At 33.0% G+C, this 25,578-nt stretch carries 25 protein-coding genes and 1 tRNA gene; 17 read left to right on the forward strand and 9 right to left on the reverse strand.

Translation table 11 applies throughout. From position 1 onward, the window contains the following. Positions 1 to 24: 24 nt before the first annotated feature. Positions 25 to 477 carry a DUF4442 domain-containing protein gene (locus ACM55H_RS13785; RefSeq protein ID WP_416837046.1) on the reverse strand — a complete coding sequence of 151 codons (453 nt, stop codon included), beginning with the start codon at positions 475 to 477 and terminating at the stop codon, positions 25 to 27. Between the two features lie 230 nt (positions 478 to 707). Here ACM55H_RS13785 and ACM55H_RS13790 point away from each other — a divergent pair, with 230 nt between their 5' ends. The 5 genes from ACM55H_RS13790 (at position 708) to ACM55H_RS13810 (ending at position 5,095) form a co-directional block, all read left to right on the forward strand. Beyond that, complete coding sequence (locus tag ACM55H_RS13790; RefSeq protein ID WP_416837048.1) at positions 708 to 1,163, forward strand: DUF4870 domain-containing protein; 456 nt, start codon at positions 708 to 710, stop codon at positions 1,161 to 1,163. A 195-nt stretch (positions 1,164 to 1,358) separates the two neighbouring features. Beyond that, a complete protein-coding gene (locus ACM55H_RS13795; protein WP_039110051.1) occupies positions 1,359 to 1,691 on the forward strand; it encodes a PadR family transcriptional regulator in 333 nt (110 codons plus the stop codon). Between the two features lie 2 nt (positions 1,692 to 1,693). Further along, positions 1,694 to 3,430: a PspC domain-containing protein gene (locus ACM55H_RS13800; protein ID WP_416837049.1), complete on the forward strand. Its 1,737-nt coding sequence runs from the start codon at positions 1,694 to 1,696 to the stop codon at positions 3,428 to 3,430. A 2-nt stretch (positions 3,431 to 3,432) separates the two neighbouring features. Continuing rightward, positions 3,433 to 4,173, forward strand: a complete 741-nt coding sequence (locus ACM55H_RS13805) for a head GIN domain-containing protein (RefSeq protein ID WP_416837050.1) — start codon at positions 3,433 to 3,435, stop codon at positions 4,171 to 4,173. An 88-nt stretch (positions 4,174 to 4,261) separates the two neighbouring features. Continuing rightward, positions 4,262 to 5,095, forward strand: coding sequence for a GIN domain-containing protein (locus ACM55H_RS13810; RefSeq protein ID WP_416837051.1), 834 nt, complete (start codon positions 4,262 to 4,264; stop codon positions 5,093 to 5,095). A gap of 76 nt (positions 5,096 to 5,171) precedes the next feature. On the opposite strand, the gene trxB is transcribed toward ACM55H_RS13810, so the two are convergent. Beyond that, the gene (gene trxB / locus ACM55H_RS13815) at positions 5,172 to 6,119 is read right to left on the reverse strand and encodes a thioredoxin-disulfide reductase (RefSeq protein ID WP_416837052.1); all 948 of its coding nucleotides are present in this window, start codon (positions 6,117 to 6,119) and stop codon (positions 5,172 to 5,174) included. Positions 6,120 to 6,248: 129 nt separating this feature from the next. Then, a tRNA-Pro gene (locus ACM55H_RS13820) sits at positions 6,249 to 6,323 on the reverse strand. A gap of 419 nt (positions 6,324 to 6,742) precedes the next feature. On the opposite strand from ACM55H_RS13820, the gene ACM55H_RS13825 reads away from it, so the two are divergent. The 7 genes from ACM55H_RS13825 to ACM55H_RS13855 are packed head-to-tail and all read left to right on the forward strand — an operon-like array spanning position 6,743 to position 13,688. Further along, the gene (locus tag ACM55H_RS13825; RefSeq protein WP_416837053.1) at positions 6,743 to 7,510 is read left to right on the forward strand and encodes a ParA family protein; all 768 of its coding nucleotides are present in this window, start codon (positions 6,743 to 6,745) and stop codon (positions 7,508 to 7,510) included. Between the two features lie 4 nt (positions 7,511 to 7,514). After that, complete coding sequence (locus ACM55H_RS13830; RefSeq protein WP_416837054.1) at positions 7,515 to 8,414, forward strand: ParB/RepB/Spo0J family partition protein; 900 nt, start codon at positions 7,515 to 7,517, stop codon at positions 8,412 to 8,414. Further along, complete coding sequence (locus ACM55H_RS13835; protein ID WP_416837055.1) at positions 8,414 to 8,974, forward strand: DUF5683 domain-containing protein; 561 nt, start codon at positions 8,414 to 8,416, stop codon at positions 8,972 to 8,974. The genes ACM55H_RS13830 and ACM55H_RS13835 overlap by 1 nt, the downstream gene beginning before the upstream one ends. A gap of 59 nt (positions 8,975 to 9,033) precedes the next feature. Continuing rightward, complete coding sequence (gene dapB / locus ACM55H_RS13840) at positions 9,034 to 9,744, forward strand: 4-hydroxy-tetrahydrodipicolinate reductase (RefSeq protein WP_416837057.1); 711 nt, start codon at positions 9,034 to 9,036, stop codon at positions 9,742 to 9,744. A gap of 58 nt (positions 9,745 to 9,802) precedes the next feature. Further along, the gene (lepB, locus tag ACM55H_RS13845) at positions 9,803 to 11,356 is read left to right on the forward strand and encodes a signal peptidase I (protein ID WP_039110059.1); all 1,554 of its coding nucleotides are present in this window, start codon (positions 9,803 to 9,805) and stop codon (positions 11,354 to 11,356) included. Positions 11,357 to 11,399: 43 nt separating this feature from the next. Further along, positions 11,400 to 13,013: a signal peptidase I gene (gene lepB / locus ACM55H_RS13850; protein ID WP_416837059.1), complete on the forward strand. Its 1,614-nt coding sequence runs from the start codon at positions 11,400 to 11,402 to the stop codon at positions 13,011 to 13,013. 48 nt (positions 13,014 to 13,061) lie between these two features. Then, a complete protein-coding gene (locus tag ACM55H_RS13855) occupies positions 13,062 to 13,688 on the forward strand; it encodes a WbqC family protein (protein ID WP_416837061.1) in 627 nt (208 codons plus the stop codon). Between the two features lie 12 nt (positions 13,689 to 13,700). On the opposite strand, the gene ACM55H_RS13860 is transcribed toward ACM55H_RS13855, so the two are convergent. The 6 genes from ACM55H_RS13860 to ACM55H_RS13885 form a co-directional block, all read right to left on the reverse strand. Continuing rightward, the gene (locus ACM55H_RS13860) at positions 13,701 to 14,747 is read right to left on the reverse strand and encodes an endonuclease/exonuclease/phosphatase family protein (protein WP_416837063.1); all 1,047 of its coding nucleotides are present in this window, start codon (positions 14,745 to 14,747) and stop codon (positions 13,701 to 13,703) included. Positions 14,748 to 14,790: 43 nt separating this feature from the next. Further along, positions 14,791 to 15,654, reverse strand: coding sequence for a rhomboid family intramembrane serine protease (locus ACM55H_RS13865; RefSeq protein ID WP_416837065.1), 864 nt, complete (start codon positions 15,652 to 15,654; stop codon positions 14,791 to 14,793). Between the two features lie 72 nt (positions 15,655 to 15,726). Beyond that, a complete protein-coding gene (locus tag ACM55H_RS13870) occupies positions 15,727 to 16,473 on the reverse strand; it encodes a rhomboid family intramembrane serine protease (RefSeq protein WP_039110065.1) in 747 nt (248 codons plus the stop codon). After that, positions 16,470 to 18,311, reverse strand: a complete 1,842-nt coding sequence (gene mutL, locus ACM55H_RS13875; protein WP_416837066.1) for a DNA mismatch repair endonuclease MutL — start codon at positions 18,309 to 18,311, stop codon at positions 16,470 to 16,472. The genes ACM55H_RS13870 and mutL overlap by 4 nt, the downstream gene beginning before the upstream one ends. Before the next feature lie 165 nt (positions 18,312 to 18,476). Further along, the gene (ribH, locus tag ACM55H_RS13880) at positions 18,477 to 19,052 is read right to left on the reverse strand and encodes a 6,7-dimethyl-8-ribityllumazine synthase (RefSeq protein WP_039110067.1); all 576 of its coding nucleotides are present in this window, start codon (positions 19,050 to 19,052) and stop codon (positions 18,477 to 18,479) included. Positions 19,053 to 19,157: 105 nt separating this feature from the next. Then, complete coding sequence (locus ACM55H_RS13885) at positions 19,158 to 19,931, reverse strand: tetratricopeptide repeat protein (protein ID WP_416837067.1); 774 nt, start codon at positions 19,929 to 19,931, stop codon at positions 19,158 to 19,160. A gap of 144 nt (positions 19,932 to 20,075) precedes the next feature. On the opposite strand from ACM55H_RS13885, the gene recF reads away from it, so the two are divergent. From recF to asnB, 5 genes are all read left to right on the forward strand, one after another. Next, entirely contained in the window at positions 20,076 to 21,155 is a 1,080-nt protein-coding gene (gene recF, locus ACM55H_RS13890) for a DNA replication/repair protein RecF (protein ID WP_416837068.1), read from the forward strand. A gap of 79 nt (positions 21,156 to 21,234) precedes the next feature. Then, on the forward strand, positions 21,235 to 21,933 hold the full coding sequence (locus ACM55H_RS13895) for a thioredoxin domain-containing protein (protein ID WP_416837069.1): 699 nt from the start codon (positions 21,235 to 21,237) through the stop codon (positions 21,931 to 21,933). A 6-nt stretch (positions 21,934 to 21,939) separates the two neighbouring features. Continuing rightward, complete coding sequence (locus ACM55H_RS13900; RefSeq protein ID WP_416837070.1) at positions 21,940 to 22,611, forward strand: DUF2461 domain-containing protein; 672 nt, start codon at positions 21,940 to 21,942, stop codon at positions 22,609 to 22,611. Between the two features lie 16 nt (positions 22,612 to 22,627). Continuing rightward, entirely contained in the window at positions 22,628 to 23,698 is a 1,071-nt protein-coding gene (locus ACM55H_RS13905) for a glycosyltransferase (protein WP_416837071.1), read from the forward strand. A gap of 2 nt (positions 23,699 to 23,700) precedes the next feature. Then, positions 23,701 to 25,548, forward strand: a complete 1,848-nt coding sequence (asnB, locus tag ACM55H_RS13910; protein ID WP_416837072.1) for an asparagine synthase (glutamine-hydrolyzing) — start codon at positions 23,701 to 23,703, stop codon at positions 25,546 to 25,548. The last annotated feature ends 30 nt before the right edge of the window (positions 25,549 to 25,578 follow it).

The following is a 25,578-nucleotide window of genomic DNA, read 5'->3' on the forward strand; positions in this document are numbered from 1 at the left end:
ATACGAATAATTTACAAGTGTTTTTTATTTAACTCTTACACTCCATTCAAAATCCATTTCGGAAACTTGGATTCCTTTTTCATCAGTTCCAATGGATTTCATCCAAAAGGTTTGCCCTTCTCCATTAGCAATAGTTTCTTGAATGGCTTTTTCTATTAAATGCCCATCGGTACAGGTGAAAGTGATTCTCCCAGTAGCTTTCTTTGTAAAATTCCCTTTATTATTAGCGACTAACATCGATATTTTTCTGCCGCTTTTTTGAATTTGATACATAACCAAAGCTCCCGTAGAAAGCTCAGCAGCCATAGCTTGCACAGCAAAATACATAGAATTAAATGGATTTTGGTTAATCCAGCGGTGTTTTACTGAAACTACACATTTATGCTCATCTATCTCTTTTACACGTACGCCACAGATAAATGCCGATGGTAATTTGAATAATAGAAATTTATTAAGTTTTGATACGGTAAGTTTCATATGAAGCTAATTTTTTTATAGCAATATGGCACTTCCATTCTTCATTATTTTTGGGATTTTGAATCATGGCGGGTTCATTATTGCTGGTTTTTTTGCTAAAATACAAAAAAATACTATGCGTACATATTAAATTAATTTGTTAATTTTATGTTAATATTTGGTACTATGCGAAACAAGATACTGTCTTTTAGCTATATATTTGCATAAGAAATTACTATATACTTTTAATCATGGAAACAACTACCGAAAAAAACACCGCTACATTTACTCATTTGAGTGCATTAACTCAATATTTCATTCCTTTTGGAAATTACATTTTCCCAATATTGATTTGGTCTTCAAAAAAAGACAAATCAGAATTTGTGGATCATAATGGAAAGCAAGTGCTGAATTTTCAATTGAGTTTATTATTGTATTCTTTAGTCCTAATTATGATAGCTGTTCCTATCTTTCTAATTACTTTCTTAAAGAATATTCCTTTTGAGGCGCTAATAAATGATCACGATATAATTTTAAGAAATTTTAGTTTTGAGGGTAACATCGGATTATTAACAGTAGGTTTAGTAGCTGTTTTGATTTTTGGACTTTTGAAAGTGGCTGAATTCTTTTTGATTATTTATGCTTCCATAAAAACATCAAATGGTGAAAAATACAACTACCCAATCACGATTCCATTTATTAAATAAGAGAAGAAATAGATTAAAAGATAATAGCAATAAATAACAAGGAACCAAATAGCCCTGATTGAAACGGCATCCTTTACTTGCTTTCTTTAAGCAAGTAAAGATAAAGTGGAAAGCAGGAATAAGCTCCAAAAAAATCATCAATCATCAATCAAAAAATGAATAGTTTAATCAACCAAAAATCAAAAAAAAGAAATTATGAACATTGAAAACACAAAAGCCCAGATGCGTAAAGGTGTTCTCGAGTTTTGCATCTTATCCGTATTGAAAGAAAAAGATGCCTACACATCGGAAATATTAGACACTTTGAAAAACGCAAAATTGTTAGTCGTGGAGGGAACTATTTATCCGCTGCTTACCCGATTGAAAAATGATGGATTACTCAACTACCGTTGGGAAGAATCAACATCAGGACCACCAAGAAAATACTATGGTCTAACCGAAATAGGACAAACTTTTTTAAACGAACTTAGTGGCACTTGGACTGAATTATCTGATGCCGTAAACCTTATAACCAACCAAAAACAATAGTCATGAACAAAACTGTAAATATAAACCTAGGCGGAATGTTCTTTCATATAGATGAAGATGCATACCAAAAATTAACACGATACTTTGATGCTATAAAACGTTCTTTATCGAATTCATCAGGTCATGATGAAATTATAAAAGATATCGAAATGCGTGTTTCGGAATTATTGAACGAGAAACAAAAAAGTGACAAACACGTTGTAGGATTAAAAGATGTAGATGAGGTAATTGCCGTAATGGGACAACCTGAAGATTACATCATTGAAGATGAATTGAAAGGTTCTCAAACGTATAGTGACAACACTAATAGAAGATCTAAAAAACTGTACCGAGATAAAGAAAAAGGAATGATTGGTGGTGTTGCTGCAGGATTAGGACACTATTTTGGAATCGATGCTGTTTGGATTAGAATTGTTCTAATATTATTAGTTTTTGCTGGATTTGGAACTGGTATTCTTGCTTACATTATCCTTTGGATTGTAACACCTGAAGCCATTACGACTTCAGAAAAACTAGAAATGACAGGTGAACCGGTTAACATTTCTAATATCGAAAAAAAAGTCAGAGAAGAGTTTGAAAGCGTTTCAGGAAAAATAAAAAATGTAGATTATGACAAATATGGCAATCAAATAAAAACGGGTGCCAGCAAAATAGGAAACTCATTTGGTGATTTTATCATGACAGTTTTTAAAGTTTTCGCAAAATTTTTAGGGGTGATTTTGATCATTACAGGAATTGCAACTTTAATTTCTTTACTAATTGCTGTTTTTACATTAGGTTCTTCGAATTTTATTGATGTGCCTTGGCAAAGTTTCATTGAAGCAGGGAATTTTACTGATTATCCAATCTGGTCTTTTGGACTATTAATGTTCTTTGCTGTTGGAATTCCGTTCTTTTTCTTGACTCTTTTAGGATTCAAACTATTATCTCCAACTATGAAGTCAATAGGAAATATTGCAAAATATACGCTGCTGGCACTTTGGATAATTGCTATAGCCATCCTAATTTCAATTGGAATAAAACAAGCATCTGAAGTAGCATACGAAGGAAAAACAGTTCAAAAAGAAACTATTAATCTAACGCCAACTGACACTTTATATGTAAAATTCAGATACAATGATTATTACACAAAAAGTATTAATGATAGAGAAAACTTCAAGTTTGTACAGGATTCTGCAAATACACAATTAATTTACTCCAACAATGTAAGATTCCAAATTTTACATACCGACGAAAAATTACCATTCATTCAGATTGAGAAAATGGCAAGAGGAAAATCATTTCAAGATGCTAAACTAAGAGCCGAAAAAATAAAGTATGCTATTAAAATTGAAGGAAATCATGTAATTCTTGACAATTATTTATTGACTGAAGTGAACAATAAATTTCGTGATCAGGAAGTAGAAATCTTCTTATATTTACCTGAAGGAACTTTATTAAAACCAGATTCTTCAGTTCAGGATTATGACAGGTCAGATGATTCATTCTTCAACTTACATTACAGTTCTGACAGCTACATTTATAAAGTAGAAAACTCACAAATAAAATGTTTGAATTGTCCTGCTGATGAAAATGAATATGATGATGTAGATAATGATACGGACAATGACAGCACTCAAACCTCAGTTACAATTAATAAAAACGGAGTTTCAGTAAAAAATGACACTATCATTAACTCAAAAAATAACATTCAAGAATTAAAAATTAATAAAGACGGCATTATCATTAAAACCAAATAGCCATGATAAAAATCATCACATTAATCACAAAATTCATTATTGTCACTTTGACTGCCTTATTATTTGCATCATGTAATCATATGATAAACATGAAATCAATAGAAGGAAGTGGTCATGTTACAACCGAAAAACGAATTGTACAAGGCGATTTTAAAAGTGTTGAAGTCAGCAATGCCATAGAACTTGTCATTGAACAATCAGACAAAACAGAAATCATTGTTGAAGCTGATGACAATTTGCAGAAAGAAATCACCACCAAAGTGGAAAACGGCATTCTCATTATTGCCTGTGATTACAATTCTTTCAACAATATAAAATCAAAAAAAGTAACGGTAAAAATGCCTGTTATTAATCGACTAGAGGCTTCCAGTGCAGCTACAATCAAAAGTAGCAATACATTGAAAGGGGAAAACATTAAACTGGAATCTTCAAGCGCGGCCTCAATAGATGTAAATATTGAATCGGATACTATTTTTGGTGAAGCCAGTAGCGGCAGCACTATTAACATAAATGGGAAAGCACTTAAACTTGATACTGAAGCATCAAGTGGCAGTACAATAGATGCCAAAGATTTATTGGCAAATGAAATCAGTGTTGAGGCTTCAAGCGGCGCATCTGTCCATGTTCATCCAATTGTAAGCCTGAATGCACAAGCATCTAGCGGAGCGTCCGTAAGTTATAATACAGTTCCTAAATCAATTCAAAAAGAAGCAAATTCTGGAGGAAGCATTCATCAGGAATAATAAAACTATTTACTTTAAAAATAAGATCAATCATCCATCAAAAGTGGATGATTTTTTTATATTTGTATACATCCTAATCCAAATAAAAATGAAAAAATATACAGCCATACTCCTACTCCTTTTATCAACCACATTAACATTGGCACAAAAAAAAGATAAAATAAAAGGATCAAAAACGGTAACCGTTGAGCAAAAAGAAGTTGGCAATTTTGAAACGCTTGAAGTCGAAGACAATCTCGAAGTTCATTTGGAAAGAGGAGAAAAAACGGAACTAAAAATTGAAGCGGATGACAATTTACATGATATTATTTCATTCGATTTAAGAGACAAAACACTTCGTATTTATACCACTAAAGAAGCCGTAAATTATAAAAAATTAATTGTAAGGGTTACTTATACTAAAGATTTAAATTTGATAACTTCAAAAAATGAATCAACTATAAATGCAATACAAGAAATTCAACTAGACAATTTAACATTTAAAGCTTATGATTATTCCCAATTTTATTTGAATGTCAATGCCAAAAATTTCATACTACAAGCGGATGATAAATCAAAAATCGAACTGAATTTAAAATCAGAAAGCGCAATTGTCGAATTAAGTAAAAATTCCTCCTTAAAAGCATTAGTCACTGCTATTGATTTGAAAGTTGATATGTACCAAAAATCAAATGCAACAATTGAAGGGGATGCGACCAATGCAATTATCCGATTGGATAATAATTCAAACTTGACAGGAAATAAACTGATTCTAAAAAATGCTGATGTCACCACCGAAAGTTATTCCAATTGTAGTGTAAATACTACAAAAACAGTTGTTATAGACGCAGCTAATAAATCCGAAATTCAACTTATGGGGACACCAAAAATTGAAATTAGAAAATTTGCTGATGAAGCTAAATTGATAAAGAAACTGAAATAGATTCTAGCTAAAAAATAAAAAGTCCCAAATTTTTACAAATTGGGACTTTTTTTATATTAAAATTTTCTAATTCTGATTATTCTTTAGAAGCCAAATATCTTTCAGCATCCAGAGCAGCCATACAACCTGTTCCTGCAGCAGTAATAGCCTGACGGTACACATGATCTGCAGCGTCTCCGGCTACGAAAACTCCATCAACATTCGTTTTTGAGGTTCCTGGAGTATTGATGATATATCCTGTTTCGTCTAATGTGATAAACTCATTAAAAATATCCGTATTAGGTTTGTGACCAATGGCTACAAAGAAACCAGTAGCAGGAATATCAAAAATAGCTCCTGTAGTTTTATCTAAAGCTTTTACACCCTCAACAACTTGTTCGTCACCTAATACTTCAACAGTATCATGATTCATCAATATAGTTATGTTTTCCGTTTTACGAACGCGTTCTTCCATAATTTTTGAAGCTCTGAATTTTTCACTTCGCACTAACATTGTTACTTTTTTACAAAGTTTTGACAAATAGTGTGCTTCTTCACAAGCTGAATCTCCTGCTCCAACGATTACTACTTCTTGGTTTCTATAGAAAAAACCATCACAAACTGCACAGGCTGAAACGCCACCCCCCATTTTTAAATAATGTTGTTCCGAAGGCAATCCTAAATATTTAGCAGACGCTCCGGTTGAAATAATTACAGTTTCACAATGCAATTCTTTAGTGCCATTGATCCAAACTTTATGAATATCTCCTGAAAAATCTACTTTAGTAGCCCAACCATCACGTACATCAGTACCGAAACGTTGTGCTTGTGCTTGTAATTGAACCATCATTTCTGGACCAGTAACTCCATCAACATAACCAGGAAAGTTCTCTACTTCATTGGTTGTTGTTAATTGGCCTCCAGGTTGAATTCCTTGGTATAAAACAGGATTCATATTAGCTCTGGCGGCATAAATAGCTGCAGTATAACCTGCTGGACCAGAACCTATAATAAGACATTTAATTTTCTCGATTGTATCAGACATAGTAAGGTATATATAATTTTTAACAGCACAAAAATAAGTCATAATTGCTGTATTATAGAAGCTGAATAATCAGTTTTTGTTATTCTATAATAAAAAAATCCCTTCTGTTGAGACAGAAAGGATTTTTAGTCGGGGTGGCAGGATTCGAACCTGCGGCCTCCTGCTCCCAAAGCAGGCGCGATAACCGAGCTACGCTACACCCCGAAAGCGGTGGCAAATATATAACTATTTTTTGCTTCTCCAAAACTATTTTGAAAATAAGAAATAAATTTATTTGGCGCAAAAAATAATTTGAAAATCTAAACGAAATTGGCGTCAAAAACGGTATTAAATCCCAACTCTTCTAGACCAGATGGCAGTGAAAAGCTTCGCCTAGCTACTCGGTGTTTTTTCTTGACATAAAAGAGCGACCAAAGGAAGCTCCTTTTATGGCTTTAGAAAAAACACCGAGTAGCTCCAGAACTTGTAACGCACAGCTGGAATAGCTCCAGAAAATCATATTCGTTTTAAAAAATTAGAATCTGTCAAATAACGACTAATCAAGCTTTAACAAATGTTAACAAAATAGATTTTTAGAAACCATAAATAATTGTATTTTTACGGTTCAAAATTTAGAAAAATAAATGGGCAAAATCATCGCGATTGCTAATCAAAAAGGTGGAGTTGGAAAGACTACAACGTCAGTAAATCTTGCAGCTTCATTGGGGGTTTTAGAAAAGAAAGTATTACTTATTGATGCTGATCCACAGGCGAATGCCTCTTCTGGATTAGGTATTGATGTTGAATCTGTTGAAATAGGTACCTATCAAATTCTGGAGCATAGTCATACGCCGAAAGAGGCCATCATAAAATGTTCTGCTCCAAATGTGGACGTGATTCCATCACATATTGACCTTGTTGCTATTGAAATCGAATTAGTCGATAAAGAAAACAGAGAATATATGCTAAAAAAAGCATTAGAAAGTGTCAAAGATGAGTACGATTATATTATCATCGATTGTGCCCCATCTCTTGGATTGCTTACGTTGAATGCTTTGACTGCAGCAGATTCTGTAATTATTCCTATTCAATGTGAGTATTTTGCACTGGAAGGTTTAGGCAAATTATTGAACACCATAAAAAGCATCCAAAAAATTCACAATCCAGATTTAGATATTGAAGGGCTATTATTGACCATGTTTGACTCTAGATTGCGTTTATCAAACCAAGTAGTTGAAGAGGTTCAAAAACACTTTAATGACATGGTTTTTGACACCATTATTCAAAGAAATGTAAAACTGAGCGAAGCGCCAAGCTTTGGAGAAAGTATAATAAACTACGATGCCACAAGCAAAGGAGCTACCAATTACTTACATCTTGCTCAAGAAGTTATAAAGAAAAACAGTAAATAGTTTTATGGCAAAAGCACTAAAAAAACAAGCCTTAGGAAGAGGATTATCAGCATTATTGAAAGACCCGGAAAACGACATAAAATCCGTTGACGATAAAAATGCTGATAAAGTTGTAGGAAATATTATTGAGCTTGAAATAAATGCGATTGAAATAAATCCGTTTCAGCCTAGAAGCAATTTCAATGAAGAATCATTGAGAGAATTAGCCACTTCTATTAAAGAATTAGGCGTTATTCAACCCATTACCGTACGTAAATTAGACTTCAATAAATATCAATTGATATCAGGGGAGCGCCGTCTTCGTGCGTCAACTCTTGTTGGACTCACTACCGTTCCCGCTTATATTCGTATTGCAAATGACAATGAATCGCTGGTTATGGCATTGGTTGAAAATATTCAACGTCATGATTTAGATCCAATTGAGATTGCACTTTCGTACCAACGTTTAATTGATGAAATTCAATTGACTCAAGAACAAATGAGTGAGCGTGTAGGAAAAAAACGTTCTACAATTGCTAATTATCTTAGACTTTTAAAATTAGACCCTATAATCCAAACCGGAATTCGTGATGGTTTTATCAGTATGGGTCATGGTCGTGCGATAATCAACATTGAAGACCAAGATATTCAAACTGATATTTATCAAAAAATCGTTAGTCAGAACCTTTCAGTTCGCGACACAGAAGCTTTGGTAAAAAACTATCAGGAAAGTTTAAAACCTAAACCTGCCGGAAAACCAAAAGCAGCTTCATTTGAAATCGCAGATGCCCACAAAAGTACTTTTACGAATTATTTTGGAACCAAAGTAGATGTAAAAGTAGCCGGAAACGGTAAAGGAAAAATCACTATTCCATTTCACTCGGAGGAAGACTTCAACAGAATTATTAAACTAATAAACGAGTAGTGCGTAAAATTATTTTCATAGGTCTATTCCTCTTTATAGCAGGAAACGCTACTGTTTTTGCACAAACGAAAACCGATGCGGTTTTGGTGGCTAAAGACACTTTGAAATCGAATGATATAGATCCTTTAACCCCTGCAAAAGCAGCATTTTATTCGGCCGTCTTACCAGGATTGGGGCAAGCTTACAATAAAAAATACTGGAAAATACCACTCGTTTACGGAGCTATTGGAACCAGTTTGTATTTTTATATTGATAATAATAAAAAATACCATCAATATAGAGATGCTTATAAAAGAAGATTAGAAGGTTACACGGATGACAATTATGCTTATCTGGACAAAACCAGATTGATTGCAGGTCAAAAATTCTATCAAAGAAATAGGGATTTGTCTGCTTTAGTCACTTTGGCATTTTATGCATTGAATATTGTGGATGCCAATGTGGATGCTGCATTAATACAATTTAATGTTGATGAAAACTTATCCGTAAGACCAATTATTTATCCAAATGATGTAACATTCAAAACAAACTTCGGACTAACTCTTAATTATAATTTTTAACTGCAAGACAAACAACGTGTCAGGTTATTGATTATTTAAATTTTAAAAAATTAAAACAAATGAAAATTGCGCTTTTAGGATACGGAAAAATGGGTCAAGTAATAGAAAGAATTGCTCTTGAAAGAGGTCATGAAATTGTTTTGAAAAAAGACGAATTCAATACTTATGATGGGCTTTCAAATGCTGATGTAGCTATCGATTTCAGTGTTCCAACTGCCGCAGTGAGTAATATTTCCAGTTGTTTTCATGCTAATGTACCGGTGATTTCAGGAACTACGGGCTGGCTAGAACATTATGATGAAATGCTCGCACTATGCGCGGCAAAAAATGGCGCATTTATTTCCAGTTCAAACTTTAGTTTAGGTGTAAATATTTTCTTTGAGCTAAATGAATATTTGGCGAAAATCATGGCAAAATTCGACAGCTACACAGTAGAAATGGAAGAAATTCATCATACTCAAAAACTGGATGCACCAAGTGGAACTGCAATTTCATTAGCAAAAGGAGTTATCGAAAATAGTTCATACACCAATTGGACATTAGAAAATCCTGAACCAAATCAAATTCATATCGAAACCAAAAGAATTGGTACTGTTCCCGGAACTCATACTGTAACGTACAATTCACATGTAGATGCTATAGAGATAAAACATACGGCACACAATCGTGAAGGTTTTGCTCTTGGCGCGGTGATTGCAGCCGAATGGATTGTGGGTAAACAAGGCGTTTTCACAATGAAAGACGTATTAGATTTAGATAAAATTCAATAGACGAATTAGATAATAAATTTTAATTCATCTAATAAACGATTAACAAAATAACATTATTATGACACTATATCAATGGTTTGTGTTTTTTCTTCTAGTTCAGATAATTCACTTTTTAGGAACTTGGAAGTTATATGAAGCTGCTGGCAGAAAACGTTGGGAAGCTGCTATTCCGGTATATAATGCCATTGTATTAATGAAAATAATAGGACGCCCTACTTGGTGGACTATTTTACTTTTTATACCTATAATCAACCTTATAATGTTTCCAGTAATTTGGGTTGAAACTTTAAGAAGTTTTGGAAAAAGAACTTCTTTAGATACCTTTTTAGGAATTATTACTTTTGGTTTTTATATCTATTATATTAATTACACGCAAAAATTAGATTACGTAACCGACAGAAGTTTACAACCTGAAAATAAAACAGCAGACACAATCAGTTCATTACTTTTTGCAATTATTGTAGCTACTTTAGTGCATACTTATTTTATTCAACCTTACACCATTCCTACCTCTTCGCTGGAGAAATCATTGTTAATTGGTGACTTTTTATTTGTAAGCAAAATGAATTATGGTGCTAGAGTGCCTATGACTACTGTGGCTTTGCCAATGGTTCATGATTCAATCCCTTTGACTAAAAGTAAATCGTATCTAAGTTGGCCACAATTACCTTATTTCAGATTACCTGGTATTCAAAATATAAACCGAACAGATATAGTAGTTTTCAACTGGCCAGTCGATACCGTTTATAAGTTTTTTGACACATCAAAAAGAAGAGCATATAAGCCCGTTGATAAAAAATCGAATTACGTAAAAAGATGTGTCGGTATTCCGGGTGATAGTTTGTCTATAAAAGACGGTATAGTTTACATCAATGGTACAATATTACAATTACCGGAAAGAGCAAAACCTCAGTTTTCGTATGCAGTAGCATTGGACAAAAAAACACCAATCGATTTTGAATCTCTATTAAAAGAATTAGATGTTACGGATGATGCAGGCTTTAAAAGTGATTTAAGAGACACTTTATTCTTAAAAGCACTTACTGCTGCCGGAGCAGAAAGATTAAAAAATGTTCCCGGAGTAGTATCTGTTACAAGACAAATTTCAAAAGGTGTTGAAGATGGTATATTCCCTCATATCAACAAATGGAACCGCGATAATTTTGGTCCGATTTATATTCCACAAAAAGGGAAAACAGTTGCGTTAACCACCGAAACGCTACCATTTTACAGAATGATTATCTCTGAATATGAGAAAAAAGATTTAAAGGTTAATGGAAGCGAAATTAGAATTGATGGTAAAGTAGTCAATAGTTATACTTTCGACCAAAATTACTATTGGATGATGGGAGACAACCGTCATAATTCTGAAGATAGTCGTTATTGGGGTTATGTCCCTGAAGATCACATCGTAGGAAAACCAATTTTTATATGGCTAAGTATTGATCCACATGGAAAAGGATTAAATAAAATTCGTTGGGATAGAGTTTTCACAACTGTTAGCGGTGAAGGCCAACCGCAATCTTATTTTAAACTATTCCTACTTGCTTTAGTTGCATTTTTTGTTGGAGAATATTTCTGGAAAAAAAGAAAAGAGAAAAAGGACCTCTAACTAAAACTAAAATCTAAAAAACTTTAAACTATAAGCAAATATTATGACACTAAATCAGTGGTTTCTTTTTTTTCTAATCATTCAGGTCATTCACTTTTTAGGGACTTGGAAACTATACGAAAGCGCAGGTAGAAAAAGATGGGAAGCTGTCATTCCAGTTTATAATGCTATAGTTTTAATGAAAATAATAGGCCGTCCCACTTGGTGGACGGTTTTACTATTTATCCCCATTATTAACCTTATTATGTTTCCTGTAATTTGGGTCGAAACTTTGAGGAGTTTTGGAAAAAAATCTCCTTTAGATACTTTTTTAGGTATAGTGACTTTTGGATTCTATATCTATTATATCAACTACACTCAAAAGTTAGATTATAAAGCTGACAGAAGTTTACAACCTGAAAACAAAACAGCAGATACTATTAGTTCTTTACTTTTTGCAATTATCGTAGCTACTTTAGTACACACTTATCTTATACAGCCATTTACGATTCCGTCTTCTTCATTAGAAAAAACATTATACGTTGGCGATTATTTATTTGTAAGTAAATTAAATTTTGGAGCAAGAGCTCCTATGACTGCAATTGCGTTGCCTATGGTGCATGATTCAATCCCCTTTTTAGGAGTTAAGTCATACCTATTCAATGATGATATTACAAAAAAGGAAAATTCAATTTTGAACAAGTTTCAATTACCATATTTTAGATTCCCTTCGTTTGAAACGATTAAACGCAATGAAATTGTAGTGTTTAATCAACCCGCAGACACTTTACTGGATATGGATAATTTTAAACCACTAAGAAATTATTACAAACCGATTGACAAAAAAACAAATTTAGTAAAACGCTGTGTTGCAATACCTGGGGATTCTTTGGAGATTCGTGAAGGGAACATTTATATCAATGGAAAACCAAACAAATTACCCGAAAGTGCAAAACTCCAATATAACTTTTTTGTAAATACTCAAGGCACGAGTATGGATCAAAATTCCCTAGTAAACATGTATGGAGCTAGAGATGGTTTGAAGAATGGGAATGGAGATTTTGCATTGACCAATAATGGAGAATATATATTAACATTAACCGATAACGAAGCAAACAGAATATCGAACAATCCAGTAGTTAAAGATGTCAAAAAGTATTTACTTCCAAAGGGAGAAGATGGAGATGTATTTCCTCATATTCATTCGTTAGGATGGAACATTGACAATTTTGGACCTATTTATATTCCAAAAAAAGGAGAGACTATTAAATTAGACAAAAAAACACTTCCCTTTTATAAACGCATCATACAGGAATACGAAAAAAACACATTACTGATTAACGGTGACAAAATTGTAATAAATGGAAAACCAGTTAGGAGCTATACTTTTAAGCAAGATTATTATTGGATGATGGGAGATAATCGCCAAAACTCTTTAGACGCAAGATTTTGGGGATATGTTCCTTTTGATCATGTAGTTGGCAAACCCGTATTCATTTGGTTTAGTTGGGATAAAGATGGAAAAGGAATTCAAAAAATAAGATGGAATCGAGTTTTTTCTTTCGTAAATGGAAATGGAGAGCCTAAATCTTATTTAATTCATTTCTTAATCGCACTAGCAGCCTTCTTTGTTGGAGAGTATTTCTGGAAAAAAAGAAAAGAGAAAAAAGTTAATTAAAAGATTTAAAGTTTGTCTAACAACTTTAAATCTTAAACAAATCAACAAATGAACATCCTACTCCATCCCACCTATTTACCTTCAATTAGCCATTTTGTGGCCATGGCACAGTCTGAAAGTATTACATTTGAAACAGCCGATAATTTCCAGAAACAAACCAATCGCAATCGAACTTATATTTATAGTCCAAATGGAATTCAGTTATTGAATATCCCTGTAAAGCACTCGAAAGAAAGTCATCAAAAGACAAAAGACATAAAAATAGAAACTGATTTTGACTGGCAAAAACAACATTTTAAATCACTGGAAGCAGCATACAGAAACTCTCCCTTTTTTGAATTTTTCGAAGATGATTTACGTCCAATATTCGAAAAAAAACACACCTTCCTTTTAGATTTAAATTTTGAATCTTTAGCCATTCTAACCAAGTGTTTGCGAATGAAACTGGAATATTCTAAAACTACCGAATATTTTCATGAAGTAGATTCAAATGGCATAAAAGACTTTAGATTTTTGGTAGATGGAAAAAAAGACCCTTCCTTATTTGAAAGTTACACTCAGGTTTTTGATGACAAATATGGTTTCATCAATAATTTAAGTATTCTGGATTTATTATTTAATGAAGGGAAATATGCAATGGATTATTTAAAGAAACAAGAACTTATAATAAAATAGATTCCAACAATTTTATTCGAAAGATAATCTGGCCATTATAGGAAAATGATCCGAATTAATAAATTCCGGAAAACTTTCAAATTTCTTGACAGCAATTTTTTCGTCAGTAAATATATAATCGATACGGGCAGGATAGTATCTAAATTTATAAGTGGCACCAAAACCTTTTCCAGCTTCTTCAAAACTGTCCTTCAGCTTTCCTTTAATACTGCGGTAAACATAAGAAAAGGCACTATTATTCATGTCTCCACAAATTATAATAGGATATTTACAATCCTTTTTATGTTCCATAAAAATCTCTGCTTGCTCTTGTTGTTGTTTAAAAGCAACACTAATTCTTTTGAACATCATTTGAGATTTATCCTGATTAATTGCATCAATATTCTCATCAATTTCATTAACATCAGGAGATATTTTTAAGGATTGTAAATGCATATTATAAATCCTGATAACATCTTTTCCTTTTTTAATATCAGCAAAAACAACATTATTAGTTGAGTTAGGAAAAATAATATTCCCTTGGTCAATAATGGGAAATTTAGAAAAAATAGCTTGCCCACTTTTAATATTGTTTCCATCTGTAAAAATATATCGATGTGGATATACTTTTAAATCAATATTAGCTGAGGAAGAATATTCCTGAATACACAAAATATCAGGATTTTTTTCATTTATAAACGTTAGAATCTCGGCAGGAACATCATCTCTATCAATCCACTTGAACACATTAAACAAGTGAACATTATAACTCATTACCGTAAAATCCTTTTCTTCGACCGGAAAGTCAGTTGTAGAAAATTTATAAAATTTATTTATAAAAGTAATTCCTATCAAAAGAACTAAACCGGAAACAAACATTCTTTTTTTAAACTGTAATGCCCAATAAATAAAAAACAATCCATTTAAAATAAAAAAAAGAGGCATAAAAAGAGTCAATACCGACAAAAGAGGGAAAGATTTTGGAGCTAAAAAAGGGAAAACATAAGCAATGAATGTCACTATCGTGAGCATCATATTTAAAATAAACATACCTTTATTGAACCACGAAAGATTTTTCATTTTTTAGTTTTTTTCTACAGATTGAAAGCTGGAAACTACCAACTTACTTCCCTGCTTTAAACAAGAATTCTTTTTCTTCTTTGGTTAAACTATCATAACCGGATTGACTTATTTTATCCAAAATCTCATCAATCTGTTGCTGCGCTTTGTCTTTTGTAATTATTCTTGAAGTGCTTTTTTCAACTGGTTTGCTATAATTTTTATGGACGGCTTTAAAAGGCGTGGAAGAAGATTTTGAAAATAAATTAGTAAAAAAAGCTAAAAAGCGAGAAACTATTTTACTTAAATCAATTCCATTTTGGAGCAATTTAATGAAAATAAATCCAAAAAAAGCTCCTGAAAGGTGAGAAATATGACCTCCAGTATTTTCTAATCGAAACTGCATTAAATCAATCAGAATAATTACAAAAGTAATATGCCATAATTTTACATTTCCTATCAACAGTAATCTCACATTCATCAAAGGATGATACGTTGTTGTAGCAACTAAAATAGCCATTATTGCAGCCGAAGCTCCAACAATAGCCGAACTTAAATTCAAGAAATAATATCCGGTAACAAAGGCTATTCCAGCAAATATAGCGCTCAATATATACAACCCAAAATATTGTTTTGGAGTAAAAAATGTGAGAAATAAAGTGCTAGAAAAGTTTAAAACCATCATATTAAAAAACAAATGCCAAAAACCATCATGTAGAAAAGCATACGTTAAAAAGGTCCAAGGTTTTACAATAAAATTAGAAGGCTCTGAGGAAAGTGCAATCCAACTTGGAAAATCAAATGCACCAACCTTAAAATTATAAAAAAACAATAATGAAACTAAAAAACAAAGAACATTCCAGAAGATTAGCCTAATTGCTACTCCTCCTATTTTGTATTGTAATTTAAGATCGTCTATAATATTCATAATTTATTCGTTTTTAATGTCATTCATAATAGCCATAAAAGAGAACAGTACAAATGAAAATTAATTCCTTTTTTAATTCCAGCGATTTTTATTAAACTGATTTTTCTTCCAGTACCACATAATTAAAAAGCCAAATAAAGCCCCTCCGACGTGAGCAAAATGGGCAATTCCTCCTCCACCTCCAAAAATAGATTTACCAGAAACTCCTAAATACAAGTCTACCAAAACTAAACCTGGTACAAAATACTTTGCTTTTATTGGCACCGGAATAAACATCAAAGCCAATTCAGCATTAGGAAACATAAAAGCAAAAGCAACAATTACACCATATATAGCTCCAGAAGCTCCAACTACAGTTCCAAAATAGGCACTTACGAAATTTTGAAAACTAGGACTATTTAAAAGCGGTACAATCTGATCATTCCCTTTTCCATTTAAAACTGCTAAAATTTCCGTTTTAGAAAATCCTTGCTCCATCAAAACATTTAGTCCATCCTGATAGTAATAATAGTTGATTCCCGTATGAAGCAATGCTGCACCTAAGCCACAGGAAATATAGAAAAAGAGAAACTTTTTACTTCCCCAAATACTCTCTAATGCAGAACCAAAAGAATATAACGCAAACATATTGAAGAAAATATGCATAAATCCACCATGCATAAACATGTGTGAAATAGGCTGCCAAACTTGGAAATTTGGATTTTCAGGGAAATACATGGAAAGCATTTTATAAGCGGGATCCCCTAAAGCAAGTGTCCCCACAAAAAATAAAATATTAATAATGATTAATTGCTTAACCGTTTCTGTTACGTTTCTCATAGTGCAAACTTTTTATCTAAATCTTCCACACGCATCGTTATGAAAGTGGGTTTATGAAATGGGGAAACATTGGGGTCTTTACAGGCAAACAGCCCGTTCACCAAGTTTTCCTGTTCTTTTTCTGTAAGGTGTGTTCCAGTTTTCACCGCTAAACTTTTCGCCATTGATTTGGCAATTGTATCGTTCTGGCTAAAACTACTTTCTGGAATTCCATCCTGTAAATCACTTAACAATTGTTCCAAAACTAATGAGACTTCACTCTCTGTCACATTCACAGGTATTCCTGAAATGACGATATGGTCTGTATTATTTTCTTCGAAAACAAATCCGGTGTTCATTAATGAAAGTTGCAATTCAGCGATAAGTTCCATTTCGCTTGACGAAAAAAACAAGTTTAATGGGAATAATAACTGCTGGCTTGATGCCTGATTAACTGTCATATTAACTAGAAATTGTTCGTACAAAACACGTTGATGCGCCCGCTGTTGATCCACAATAACCATTCCTGATTTGATGGAGGAAACAATGTATTTTTTATGAATTTGATAGGTTTTATGAACCGCATGCTCCACTTCTTCATCATTAAATAAAGACGAAGTCACTTCTTCATTTTCGAAAGTAATAGGACCAATTTCATCTGTATCTTGCTTTAAGCCTACATACAAACTTTCCCAATTTGCTGTTGGTTCCGGTTTTCTATAACTAGAAAATTGCTTGCTGGGTTTATCTTCAGAGAACGGATTGAAATTCCCATCAACCTGAATCGTTGGCGTAGCACCTTCTAAATCTTTGTAATGATAGGGCGTGTCCAAATTAGAATCTCGATCAAAATCTAAAACTGGAGCCACATTAAATTGTCCCAAACTATGTTTTATTGAAGCTCTTAAAATCGCATATAAAGCGTGTTCATCATCAAACTTAATCTCCGTTTTAGTGGGATGAATATTGATATCAATCGTATTGGGCGGTACTGATAAATATAAAAAATAACTAGGTTGCGCACCATCTTTCAAAATTCCGTCATAAGCAGCCATAACAGCATGATGCAAATAACCACTTTTTATAAAACGGTCATTCACAAAGAAAAACTGTTCTCCACGGTTTTTCTTGGCAAATTCTGGTTTACTTACAAATCCTTGAACAGCCACTATTTCTGTTTCTTCCTGAACTGGAACTAATTTCTCATTGGTTTTACCGGAAAAAATATTGACAATTCTTTGTCGCAAAGTCGAAGGCGGTAAATTAAACATTTCACTGCCGTTGTGATAAAATGTAAAATGTATTTTGGGGTGAGCCAAAGCCACTCGTTGAAATTCATCAATAATATGGCGGTATTCCACCGTATCTGATTTCAAGAAATTGCGTCTTGCCGGAATATTAAAGAAAAGGTTTTTAACTGCAAACGAAGTGCCTTTTGGCAAAACAGCTACGTCTTGAGAGACAAATTTACTGCCTTCAATTATAATGTGCGTCCCAAGTTCTTCTTGATCTTGTTTGGTTTTCATTTCAACATGGGCAATCGCCGCAATAGAAGCCAATGCTTCTCCACGAAACCCTTTGGTATGCAAAGAAAATAAATCTTCGGCTTGACGAATTTTGGATGTGGCATGACGTTCAAAACACAAACGCGCATCGGTTACGCTCATTCCTAAACCATTATCAATCACTTGAACCAATGCCTTCCCTGCATCTTTAATAATTAATTTGATATCCGTTGCTCTGGCATCAACTGCATTTTCAAGCAATTCTTTAACCACCGAAGCTGGTCTTTGAACAACTTCTCCAGCGGCAATTTGATTGGCAACGTGATCAGGAAGTAATTGAATAATACTCGACATTAAAAAATTTAGGTTTAAAGTTTACGTTTTTAGGTTTTCAGAACCAAGAAGTACAAATTTAATGAAATTCTATTGGGAATGGTAGCTTATTTAATCATAAAAAAAACAAAAAACCTATACTATTCATGAAACAGTATAGGTTTTAATAATTAGTATTTTTATTATTTATTCTTTCAACTCTAAAGGCGAACCTTCTTCAATTTGAATTGCTCCTGCAGACAGTAAATGTTGATTATCTATTTGATGTGACAACGAAGCCTGTTGACGAATATATGCCATTTTTATGGCCGCAATAGCCGCTTCAGTACCTTTGTTCCCATGAATTCCTCCACTTCTATCAATAGATTGTTGCATGGTATTATCAGTCAAAACACAAAAAATAACCGGAATATCAGTTTGTACATTCAAATCTTTAATTCCTTGAGTTACTCCTTCACATACAAAATCAAAATGCTTTGTTTGCCCCTGAATTACACATCCAATAGCAATAACAGCATCAACATTCTGCGTTTGCAACATTTTCTTTGAGCCATATATAAGCTCAAAGCTTCCAGGAACATTCCAGCGAATGATATGCTGAGATGGAACTTGGTTTTCCAAAAGGGCTTCTATAGCTCCTTTATAAAGTCCTTCAGTTATGGAATCATTCCATTCTGAAACAACAATCCCAAAGCGAAAATCTTTCGCGTTTGGGATTGAATTTTTATCGTACTCGGATAAGTTTTTATTTACGGTAGCCATTTGATTTGAGAATTTTGATTATAGAATTTTGATTTGAGATATTAAAGATAGCATTTTGAAAACAAAAATCTTCAATCTTCAATCAGGAATCTTAAATCATTTTTACTATTGTGCCAATCCTATCAAAACGTCAATTGAAGCAGCTTCTGGAGTTGCATCAAAATTTTCTTTTATGTCTGCAAAATATTTCAAAGCATCCGCTTTATTTCCTAATGCCAAAGCCGTTTTTCCTGCTTTCAACAAGAAACGAGGTGTAGTAAAATCATTTTTATTTGTCTCAGCAGCTTTTACATAATTCTCCAAAGCTTCTTTCGGTTGATTTTTTTGAGAATAAGCATCACCTATTGCTCCTTTTGCCAAAGCACCCAATACAATATCTTCAGATTTGAATTTACCTAAATATTCAATTGCTTCAGTATATTTCCCTGTGTTCAAATAAGCAATACCAGCATAATAGTTAGCTAAATTTCCTGCATCTGTCCCAGAATATTCATCAGCAATTTTCAAAAACCCAAATTTACCTTCTGAACCATTCAAAGATAATTTATACAATGAATCACTAGCTACTCCATCAGTCGCTTTTTGAAAATTTTGTTGTGCAATAAACATTTCGTTAGCTGCTTCGTCTTGTTTTGGCGTAGCAATAAATTTTTGATACGCTAAATAACCAACAGTAAATAATGCAACACCTGCAACTAATCCAATAATGACTTTTTGATTTCTGGCAACCCAATCCTCAGTTCTTGAAGCTGTTTCGTCTAATGTTGAAAAAACACCAGCTGTAGTGCTGTCTTTTTCATCAATTACTACCTCTTCAACTCCGTCTTTTACTTCCTTTTCTTTTGGTGCTTTATATCCTCTTTTACTGTAAGTAGCCATTTAATTTTAATTTAGTGAGTCGCAAAAATAAAATTTTTATTCAAATCTAAAAGCCATTTTTATCGATATTTTTCAATAATTTGCACCCACTTTGAAAAACCTGTTCAAAAACATCAAAGTTCTCAATACCAGCAAGCCTTACAGATGTATTTAAAAAAAATTTCATTATTCAATTATAAGAATTTTTCGGAAGCAAATTTCGATTTTGACAACAAAATAAATTGTTTTGTAGGTAAAAATGGTATTGGAAAGACTAATGTGCTCGATGCAATCTACCATTTATCCTATGGAAAAAGCTATTTCAATCCATTAGCCGTTCAGAATATAAAACACGGTGAAGATTTTTTTGTAATTGATGCTGAATTTGAAAAAAACGAAAGAAACGAACAAATCCTTTGCAGTCTAAAAAAAGGTCAAAAAAAAATATTAAAACGCAACGGGAAAGCTTATGAGAAATTTTCAGATCATATTGGTTTTATTCCTTTGGTTATTATTTCGCCAGCCGACAGGGATTTGATTGTAGAAGGCAGCGAAACCAGAAGAAAATTCATGGATAGCGTAATTTCGCAACTAGACTCCCATTATTTACAGCAACTGATTCAATACCAGAAAGTAATGAGCCAGCGTAATGCTTTGTTGAAATATTTCGCGTTGAATCATGTTTTTGAAAACGATACGTTATCTATATATAATGAGCAGCTCAATAGTTTTGGAAATTATATTTTCGAAAAAAGAAAAGAATTCATCGACCAGTTTATTCCTATTTTCAACACACACCATCAAGCCATAACCGGCTCGCAGGAAACCGTTCAACTGGTATATGAAAGTCATTTATTCGAGAAAGATTTACTGACGCTTTTACAAGAGAACATTAATAAAGACAGAGCGCTACATTATACAAGTGTGGGAATTCATAAAGATGATTTATCATTTGAAATAGACGGACATCCTATCAAGAAATTTGGATCTCAAGGGCAACAGAAATCATTTTTAATTGCCTTAAAATTAGCACAGTTTGAATTTCTAAAAAAACAAAGTGGCGTAAAACCGATTCTATTATTTGATGATATCTTTGATAAACTAGATGAAAGTCGGGTGTCAAAAATTATTGAAATGGTCAACAGTGATACTTTTGGACAGCTTTTTATCTCAGATACACATCCGGAGCGCACGGAAACTATTGTAAAATCGACGCATCAGACCTATAAAATTTTCAATTTATAACTTTTATTTAATAATTTTAAAGGTTCAAAAAAATGAAAAAATACCTAATTTAGCCTATTTCAATTTAAATCAAATCACAATGAAATTTCATTCTATATGTCTTATAATCTTCTCTTTTGTAATTCTATCCTGTAATGGACAAACTTCAAAAAACGTAAAAACTATTAAAGCCAAAGCTTTTGCAGAAAAAATAAAGGAGACTCCAAATTCTCAAATTCTCGACGTAAGAACTCCTGAAGAATTTGCGTCAGATCATATTGACAATGCCAAAAATGTAAATTGGCTTGGAAATACTTTTGTTACTGATGCTGAAAAATTTGATAAATCAAAACCAGTTTTTGTGTATTGCAAAAGCGGAGGAAGAAGCCAAAAAGCAGCTGAAAAATTAAGCGAATTAGGCTTCACAACAATTTATCAATTAGACGGAGGAATTCTAAAATGGGATGCAGCAGGATTATCAAAACCAAGCGATAAAACCATAGGCATATCTGTTATGGAATACAACAAACTATTGAATTCAGACAAAAAAATATTGATTGATTTCTATGCAGAATGGTGTGCTCCTTGCAAAAAAATGACCCCATATATTTTGCAAATGCAAAAAGATTTAGCAAATAGCGTGACCATCATTCGATTGAATGCAGATGAGAATAAAACATTGATGGCTGAATTGAAAATCAGTGAACTTCCTACCTTATTATTGTATGAAAACGCAGCAGTAAAATGGAAGCATTCTGGTTTTATTAGTGAAGACGATTTAAAAAAACAATTACAATAGTTCAAGATGCTTTCAAAAGATACACTACAATTTCTGGATGATTTAAAGGCCAACAACAATCGTGATTGGTTTTTGGAAAATAAAAAAAGGTATGAAGCTGTTAAGAAAGAGTATCAGCAACTAGTTACTGATTTACTTGACGTCATGAAACCAATGGATCCTTCGCTGGAAATGTTGGAAGTAAAAAATTGCACTTTTAGAATCAATCGTGACATTCGGTTTTCTAAGGATAAGACTCCTTATAAATCGCACTTAGGCGTTTGGCTTTCTTCGGGAGCAAAAGGTATGAATCGCTCTGGTTATTACCTTCATTTAGAAAAAGGCGCCAGTTTTATTGCCGGTGGATTGTATTGCCCCGAAGCGCAAGATTTAAAAAAAATGCGCAAAGAAATTGCTTATTTCCATGATGATTTAGAAGCTATTCTTAACGAAAAAGATTTTAAACGGGAATTTAAAGATTTTGATAGAAATGAAAAGGATACACTAAAGAATCCGCCACGAGGATACGAAAAAGAACATCCTGCCATTGAATTTTTAAAATTGAAAAGTTTCGAATGTTCTCAAAGAATTGATATCTCAGAAGTGACAAAAAAAGATTTTGTTGCTACAATGAGTAAAAAATTAATAACATTAAAACCGTTGAATGACTTTATAAATCGCGCTTTAACTTCTGAGTAATTCCTAATTTATACCGATGCAAAAAAAGAAAATACTTTTTCTGGGAGAATCCTACAGAGCCGATGCCATCACTTGGATGAATGGTCTCAAAGAGTTTGGTGATTTTGAAATCATTACTTGGGAATTAAAAACCCCCAGCAACTGTATTTACAACCGAATTTTAAGGATTTTCGAATTTGAATTAGCTTTTTTTAAAATTAGGCAACTAATAAAAACGCATCAGCCAGATATGGTTATTGCAGAAAGAACGACTAGTTATGGATTCTTAGCTGCATTATCCAATGTAAAATCTATAGCAATTGCACAACAAGGCAAAACCGATTTATGGCCTGAAAAATCTATTTCATTGCCTTTAAAAAAACTCATTCAACATTATGCTTTCCAGAAAGCTAATTTAATTCATGCCTGGGGTCCTGTGATGACACTTTCTATGATAGAAGCCAAAGTCGATATGAATAAAGTTTTGGTTTTACCAAAGGGAATTGATCTGGAGAAATTCGGCAATACCAACAATGCCAATCCAGAAAAAATTTGCGCTATCGTCACTCGCTCCTTGTTGCCGGAATACCGTCACGATATTATTTTAAAATCCTTTGCGATTCTAAACCAAAAAGGAATAGATTTCGTACTTACTATAATAGGAGACGGAACACAACTTTTAGCATTAAAAGAATTAGCAAAAAAATTAAAGATTGAAGACAAGGTCAACTTTACAGGAAGAATACCAAATACAGCATTACCAAAACTATTACAGCAATCTAATATTTACATTAGTATGCCAATAACTGAAGGCGTTTCGGCCTCTTTATTTGAAGCAATGGCTACTAATTGTTATCCAATTGTAACTGATATTCTAGGAAATCAAAGTTGGATTAAACATAGAGAAAATGGACAACTAGTTACCGTTGATAATTTTGAAATGCTCGCAGAAGAATTAATCTGGGCATTTGAAAACAATAAATATCGAAACGAAGCCGTTTTAAAAAATAGAATATTTGTAGAACAAAATGCAGATTACAATATTAACATGAGAATTATTGCCCAAAAATACCACGAATTAATTAACACAAATAATAGCCCCAACTAACTATGTGTGGAATTAATGGAATCTTGCATTTACAATTACAAAAAAAAGTTGACGAACGCGTTCTCACAAAGATGCGCGATTCGCTGGAACATCGCGGACCTGATGATAAAGGATTGTTTATAGAAAACAATATTGGTTTTGGACACAGAAGACTTTCAATTTTGGACATTTCCTTAGCCGGACACCAACCTTTCCTGTCGGAAGATGGAAGATATGTATTGGTTTACAATGGCGAAATCTACAATTTCAAAGAATTTTATCCCGAGTTAAAAAGCAATGGATTTGATATTAGGACCAGTTCAGACACTGAGGTTTTGATGAAATTATTCCAATTACATGGTTTAAAAATGCTCAACCGTCTCAACGGAATGTTTGCATTTGCTATTTGGGATAAAATGGAAAAAAAACTAACTGTAGTTCGTGACAGAATGGGAGTTAAGCCACTATATTATTCTTTTTACAACGAGACCTTTTATTTCGCATCCGAACAAAAAGCACTTTTCACAGCTGGAGTTCCTCTCAAAATGGCACAAGACGGACTGGAAGAATACATTTTTAACCGATTTGTTGCCGGTGAAAATACATTGTATCAAAATGTAAAAAAAGTATTGCCAGGGCACATCATGACCATTCATGAAAGCGGAAAAACCACTACGGAAAAATGGTGGAATTTAAAAAAGGAAATTCAAAATCAACCAGAAATAAAAAATCCAGTGGAATGGTTTCGCGAAACTTTTGATGATTCCATAAAATTGAGAATGGTAAGTGACGTTCCTGTTGGTGTATTATTGAGTGGCGGACTAGATTCTTCTTCCGTTTTAGCTTCCTTACACCACCAAAAATACAAAAGTATTGAAACGTTCAATATTGGTTTCAAAGAGAAAGAACACAACGAAGCACATTTGGCTAAAATTTTAGCAAATAAATTCGATTACGGCTTTCATACGATGCAATTAGAAGGTGAAAATCTTTTCGATAAACTATTAACTTCTACCTATTTTCAGGATGAACCTATCATGCATTTAAGTGAGCCGCATCTTCTTGCAGTTTCTCAAATGGCTAAACCGTCAGTAAAAGTGTTGCTTTCCGGGGAAGGTGCTGATGAATTGATGGGTGGCTATGTACGCTACAAAGCCTTACAATATCCATCATTATTGAATTCCATTGCCACAATTGGTAATTTAGATGTTTTTACAAAACAGCCACGATACGAAAAGTTAACTCGTTATGCCCAAATTATTAAAAAATCTGATTTAATCATATATAATGGGTCCAATATTTACCCCAATGATATTGCGGAAACTTTTGGTATTAATACTCCCCCTACAAACGAATACAGAAAACAAATTTATAAAGAAGCGAAATCTTTATATCCGGACAATTTACGTAGACAAGCACTTTATTTTGACCAACATACTTATTTATGCTCGCTTCTGGACAGAAACGACCGCTGTACGATGGGTGCATCAATTGAATGTAGGGAACCGTTTTTGGATCCAAGATTAATTGTTGGATTAGGCTCATTGGAAGATAAATGGTTGTTTGCAGGGAAAAAGTGGAAATTCATCCTGAAATCATCGATGCAAGAACGCTTACCTGAAGAAATTCTAAAATTCAAAAAAGTAGGTCTAAGTGCTCCTTGGGGAGATTACATCACAAAAAGCCCTGCGTTTAAAGAAGAATTAGAATCTTTTTCTAAAAGTGATTTGTTTCAAATCCCTTATTTTGAACACATAAACATCCAGAAATTAATTCAAAATTTACAAAAAGGAGACACCAGAATGACTCCTTATATTATGCCTTTGTTTATGATGCATATCTGGATGAAAACGTATGCAACTAAATTTTAATTCTTACTTTTGACCTAGGATTAAACTATT

It is taken from the genome of Flavobacterium cryoconiti, assembly GCF_048158645.1.
Classification (GTDB): Bacteria; Bacteroidota; Bacteroidia; order Flavobacteriales; family Flavobacteriaceae; genus Flavobacterium; species Flavobacterium cryoconiti.

Coding starts and splice junctions, on each gene's coding strand:
- ACM55H_RS13895 (WP_416837069.1), top strand. CDS start 21,235: ATGAAATTTCATTCTATATGTCTTATAATCTTCTCTTTTGTAATTCTA.
- ACM55H_RS13790 (WP_416837048.1), top strand. CDS start 708: ATGGAAACAACTACCGAAAAAAACACCGCTACATTTACTCATTTGAGT.
- ribH (WP_039110067.1), bottom strand. CDS start 19,052: ATGGCTACCGTAAATAAAAACTTATCCGAGTACGATAAAAATTCAATC.
- ACM55H_RS13900 (WP_416837070.1), top strand. CDS start 21,940: ATGCTTTCAAAAGATACACTACAATTTCTGGATGATTTAAAGGCCAAC.
- ACM55H_RS13870 (WP_039110065.1), bottom strand. CDS start 16,473: ATGAGAAACGTAACAGAAACGGTTAAGCAATTAATCATTATTAATATT.
- ACM55H_RS13805 (WP_416837050.1), top strand. CDS start 3,433: ATGATAAAAATCATCACATTAATCACAAAATTCATTATTGTCACTTTG.
- ACM55H_RS13855 (WP_416837061.1), top strand. CDS start 13,062: ATGAACATCCTACTCCATCCCACCTATTTACCTTCAATTAGCCATTTT.
- ACM55H_RS13825 (WP_416837053.1), top strand. CDS start 6,743: ATGGGCAAAATCATCGCGATTGCTAATCAAAAAGGTGGAGTTGGAAAG.
- ACM55H_RS13885 (WP_416837067.1), bottom strand. CDS start 19,931: ATGGCTACTTACAGTAAAAGAGGATATAAAGCACCAAAAGAAAAGGAA.
- lepB (WP_416837059.1), top strand. CDS start 11,400: ATGACACTAAATCAGTGGTTTCTTTTTTTTCTAATCATTCAGGTCATT.
- ACM55H_RS13830 (WP_416837054.1), top strand. CDS start 7,515: ATGGCAAAAGCACTAAAAAAACAAGCCTTAGGAAGAGGATTATCAGCA.
- lepB (WP_039110059.1), top strand. CDS start 9,803: ATGACACTATATCAATGGTTTGTGTTTTTTCTTCTAGTTCAGATAATT.
- ACM55H_RS13865 (WP_416837065.1), bottom strand. CDS start 15,654: ATGAATATTATAGACGATCTTAAATTACAATACAAAATAGGAGGAGTA.
- ACM55H_RS13800 (WP_416837049.1), top strand. CDS start 1,694: ATGAACAAAACTGTAAATATAAACCTAGGCGGAATGTTCTTTCATATA.
- ACM55H_RS13810 (WP_416837051.1), top strand. CDS start 4,262: ATGAAAAAATATACAGCCATACTCCTACTCCTTTTATCAACCACATTA.
- ACM55H_RS13795 (WP_039110051.1), top strand. CDS start 1,359: ATGAACATTGAAAACACAAAAGCCCAGATGCGTAAAGGTGTTCTCGAG.
- ACM55H_RS13860 (WP_416837063.1), bottom strand. CDS start 14,747: ATGAAAAATCTTTCGTGGTTCAATAAAGGTATGTTTATTTTAAATATG.
- asnB (WP_416837072.1), top strand. CDS start 23,701: ATGTGTGGAATTAATGGAATCTTGCATTTACAATTACAAAAAAAAGTT.
- trxB (WP_416837052.1), bottom strand. CDS start 6,119: ATGTCTGATACAATCGAGAAAATTAAATGTCTTATTATAGGTTCTGGT.
- mutL (WP_416837066.1), bottom strand. CDS start 18,311: ATGTCGAGTATTATTCAATTACTTCCTGATCACGTTGCCAATCAAATT.
- ACM55H_RS13785 (WP_416837046.1), bottom strand. CDS start 477: ATGAAACTTACCGTATCAAAACTTAATAAATTTCTATTATTCAAATTA.
- dapB (WP_416837057.1), top strand. CDS start 9,034: ATGAAAATTGCGCTTTTAGGATACGGAAAAATGGGTCAAGTAATAGAA.
- recF (WP_416837068.1), top strand. CDS start 20,076: ATGTATTTAAAAAAAATTTCATTATTCAATTATAAGAATTTTTCGGAA.
- ACM55H_RS13905 (WP_416837071.1), top strand. CDS start 22,628: ATGCAAAAAAAGAAAATACTTTTTCTGGGAGAATCCTACAGAGCCGAT.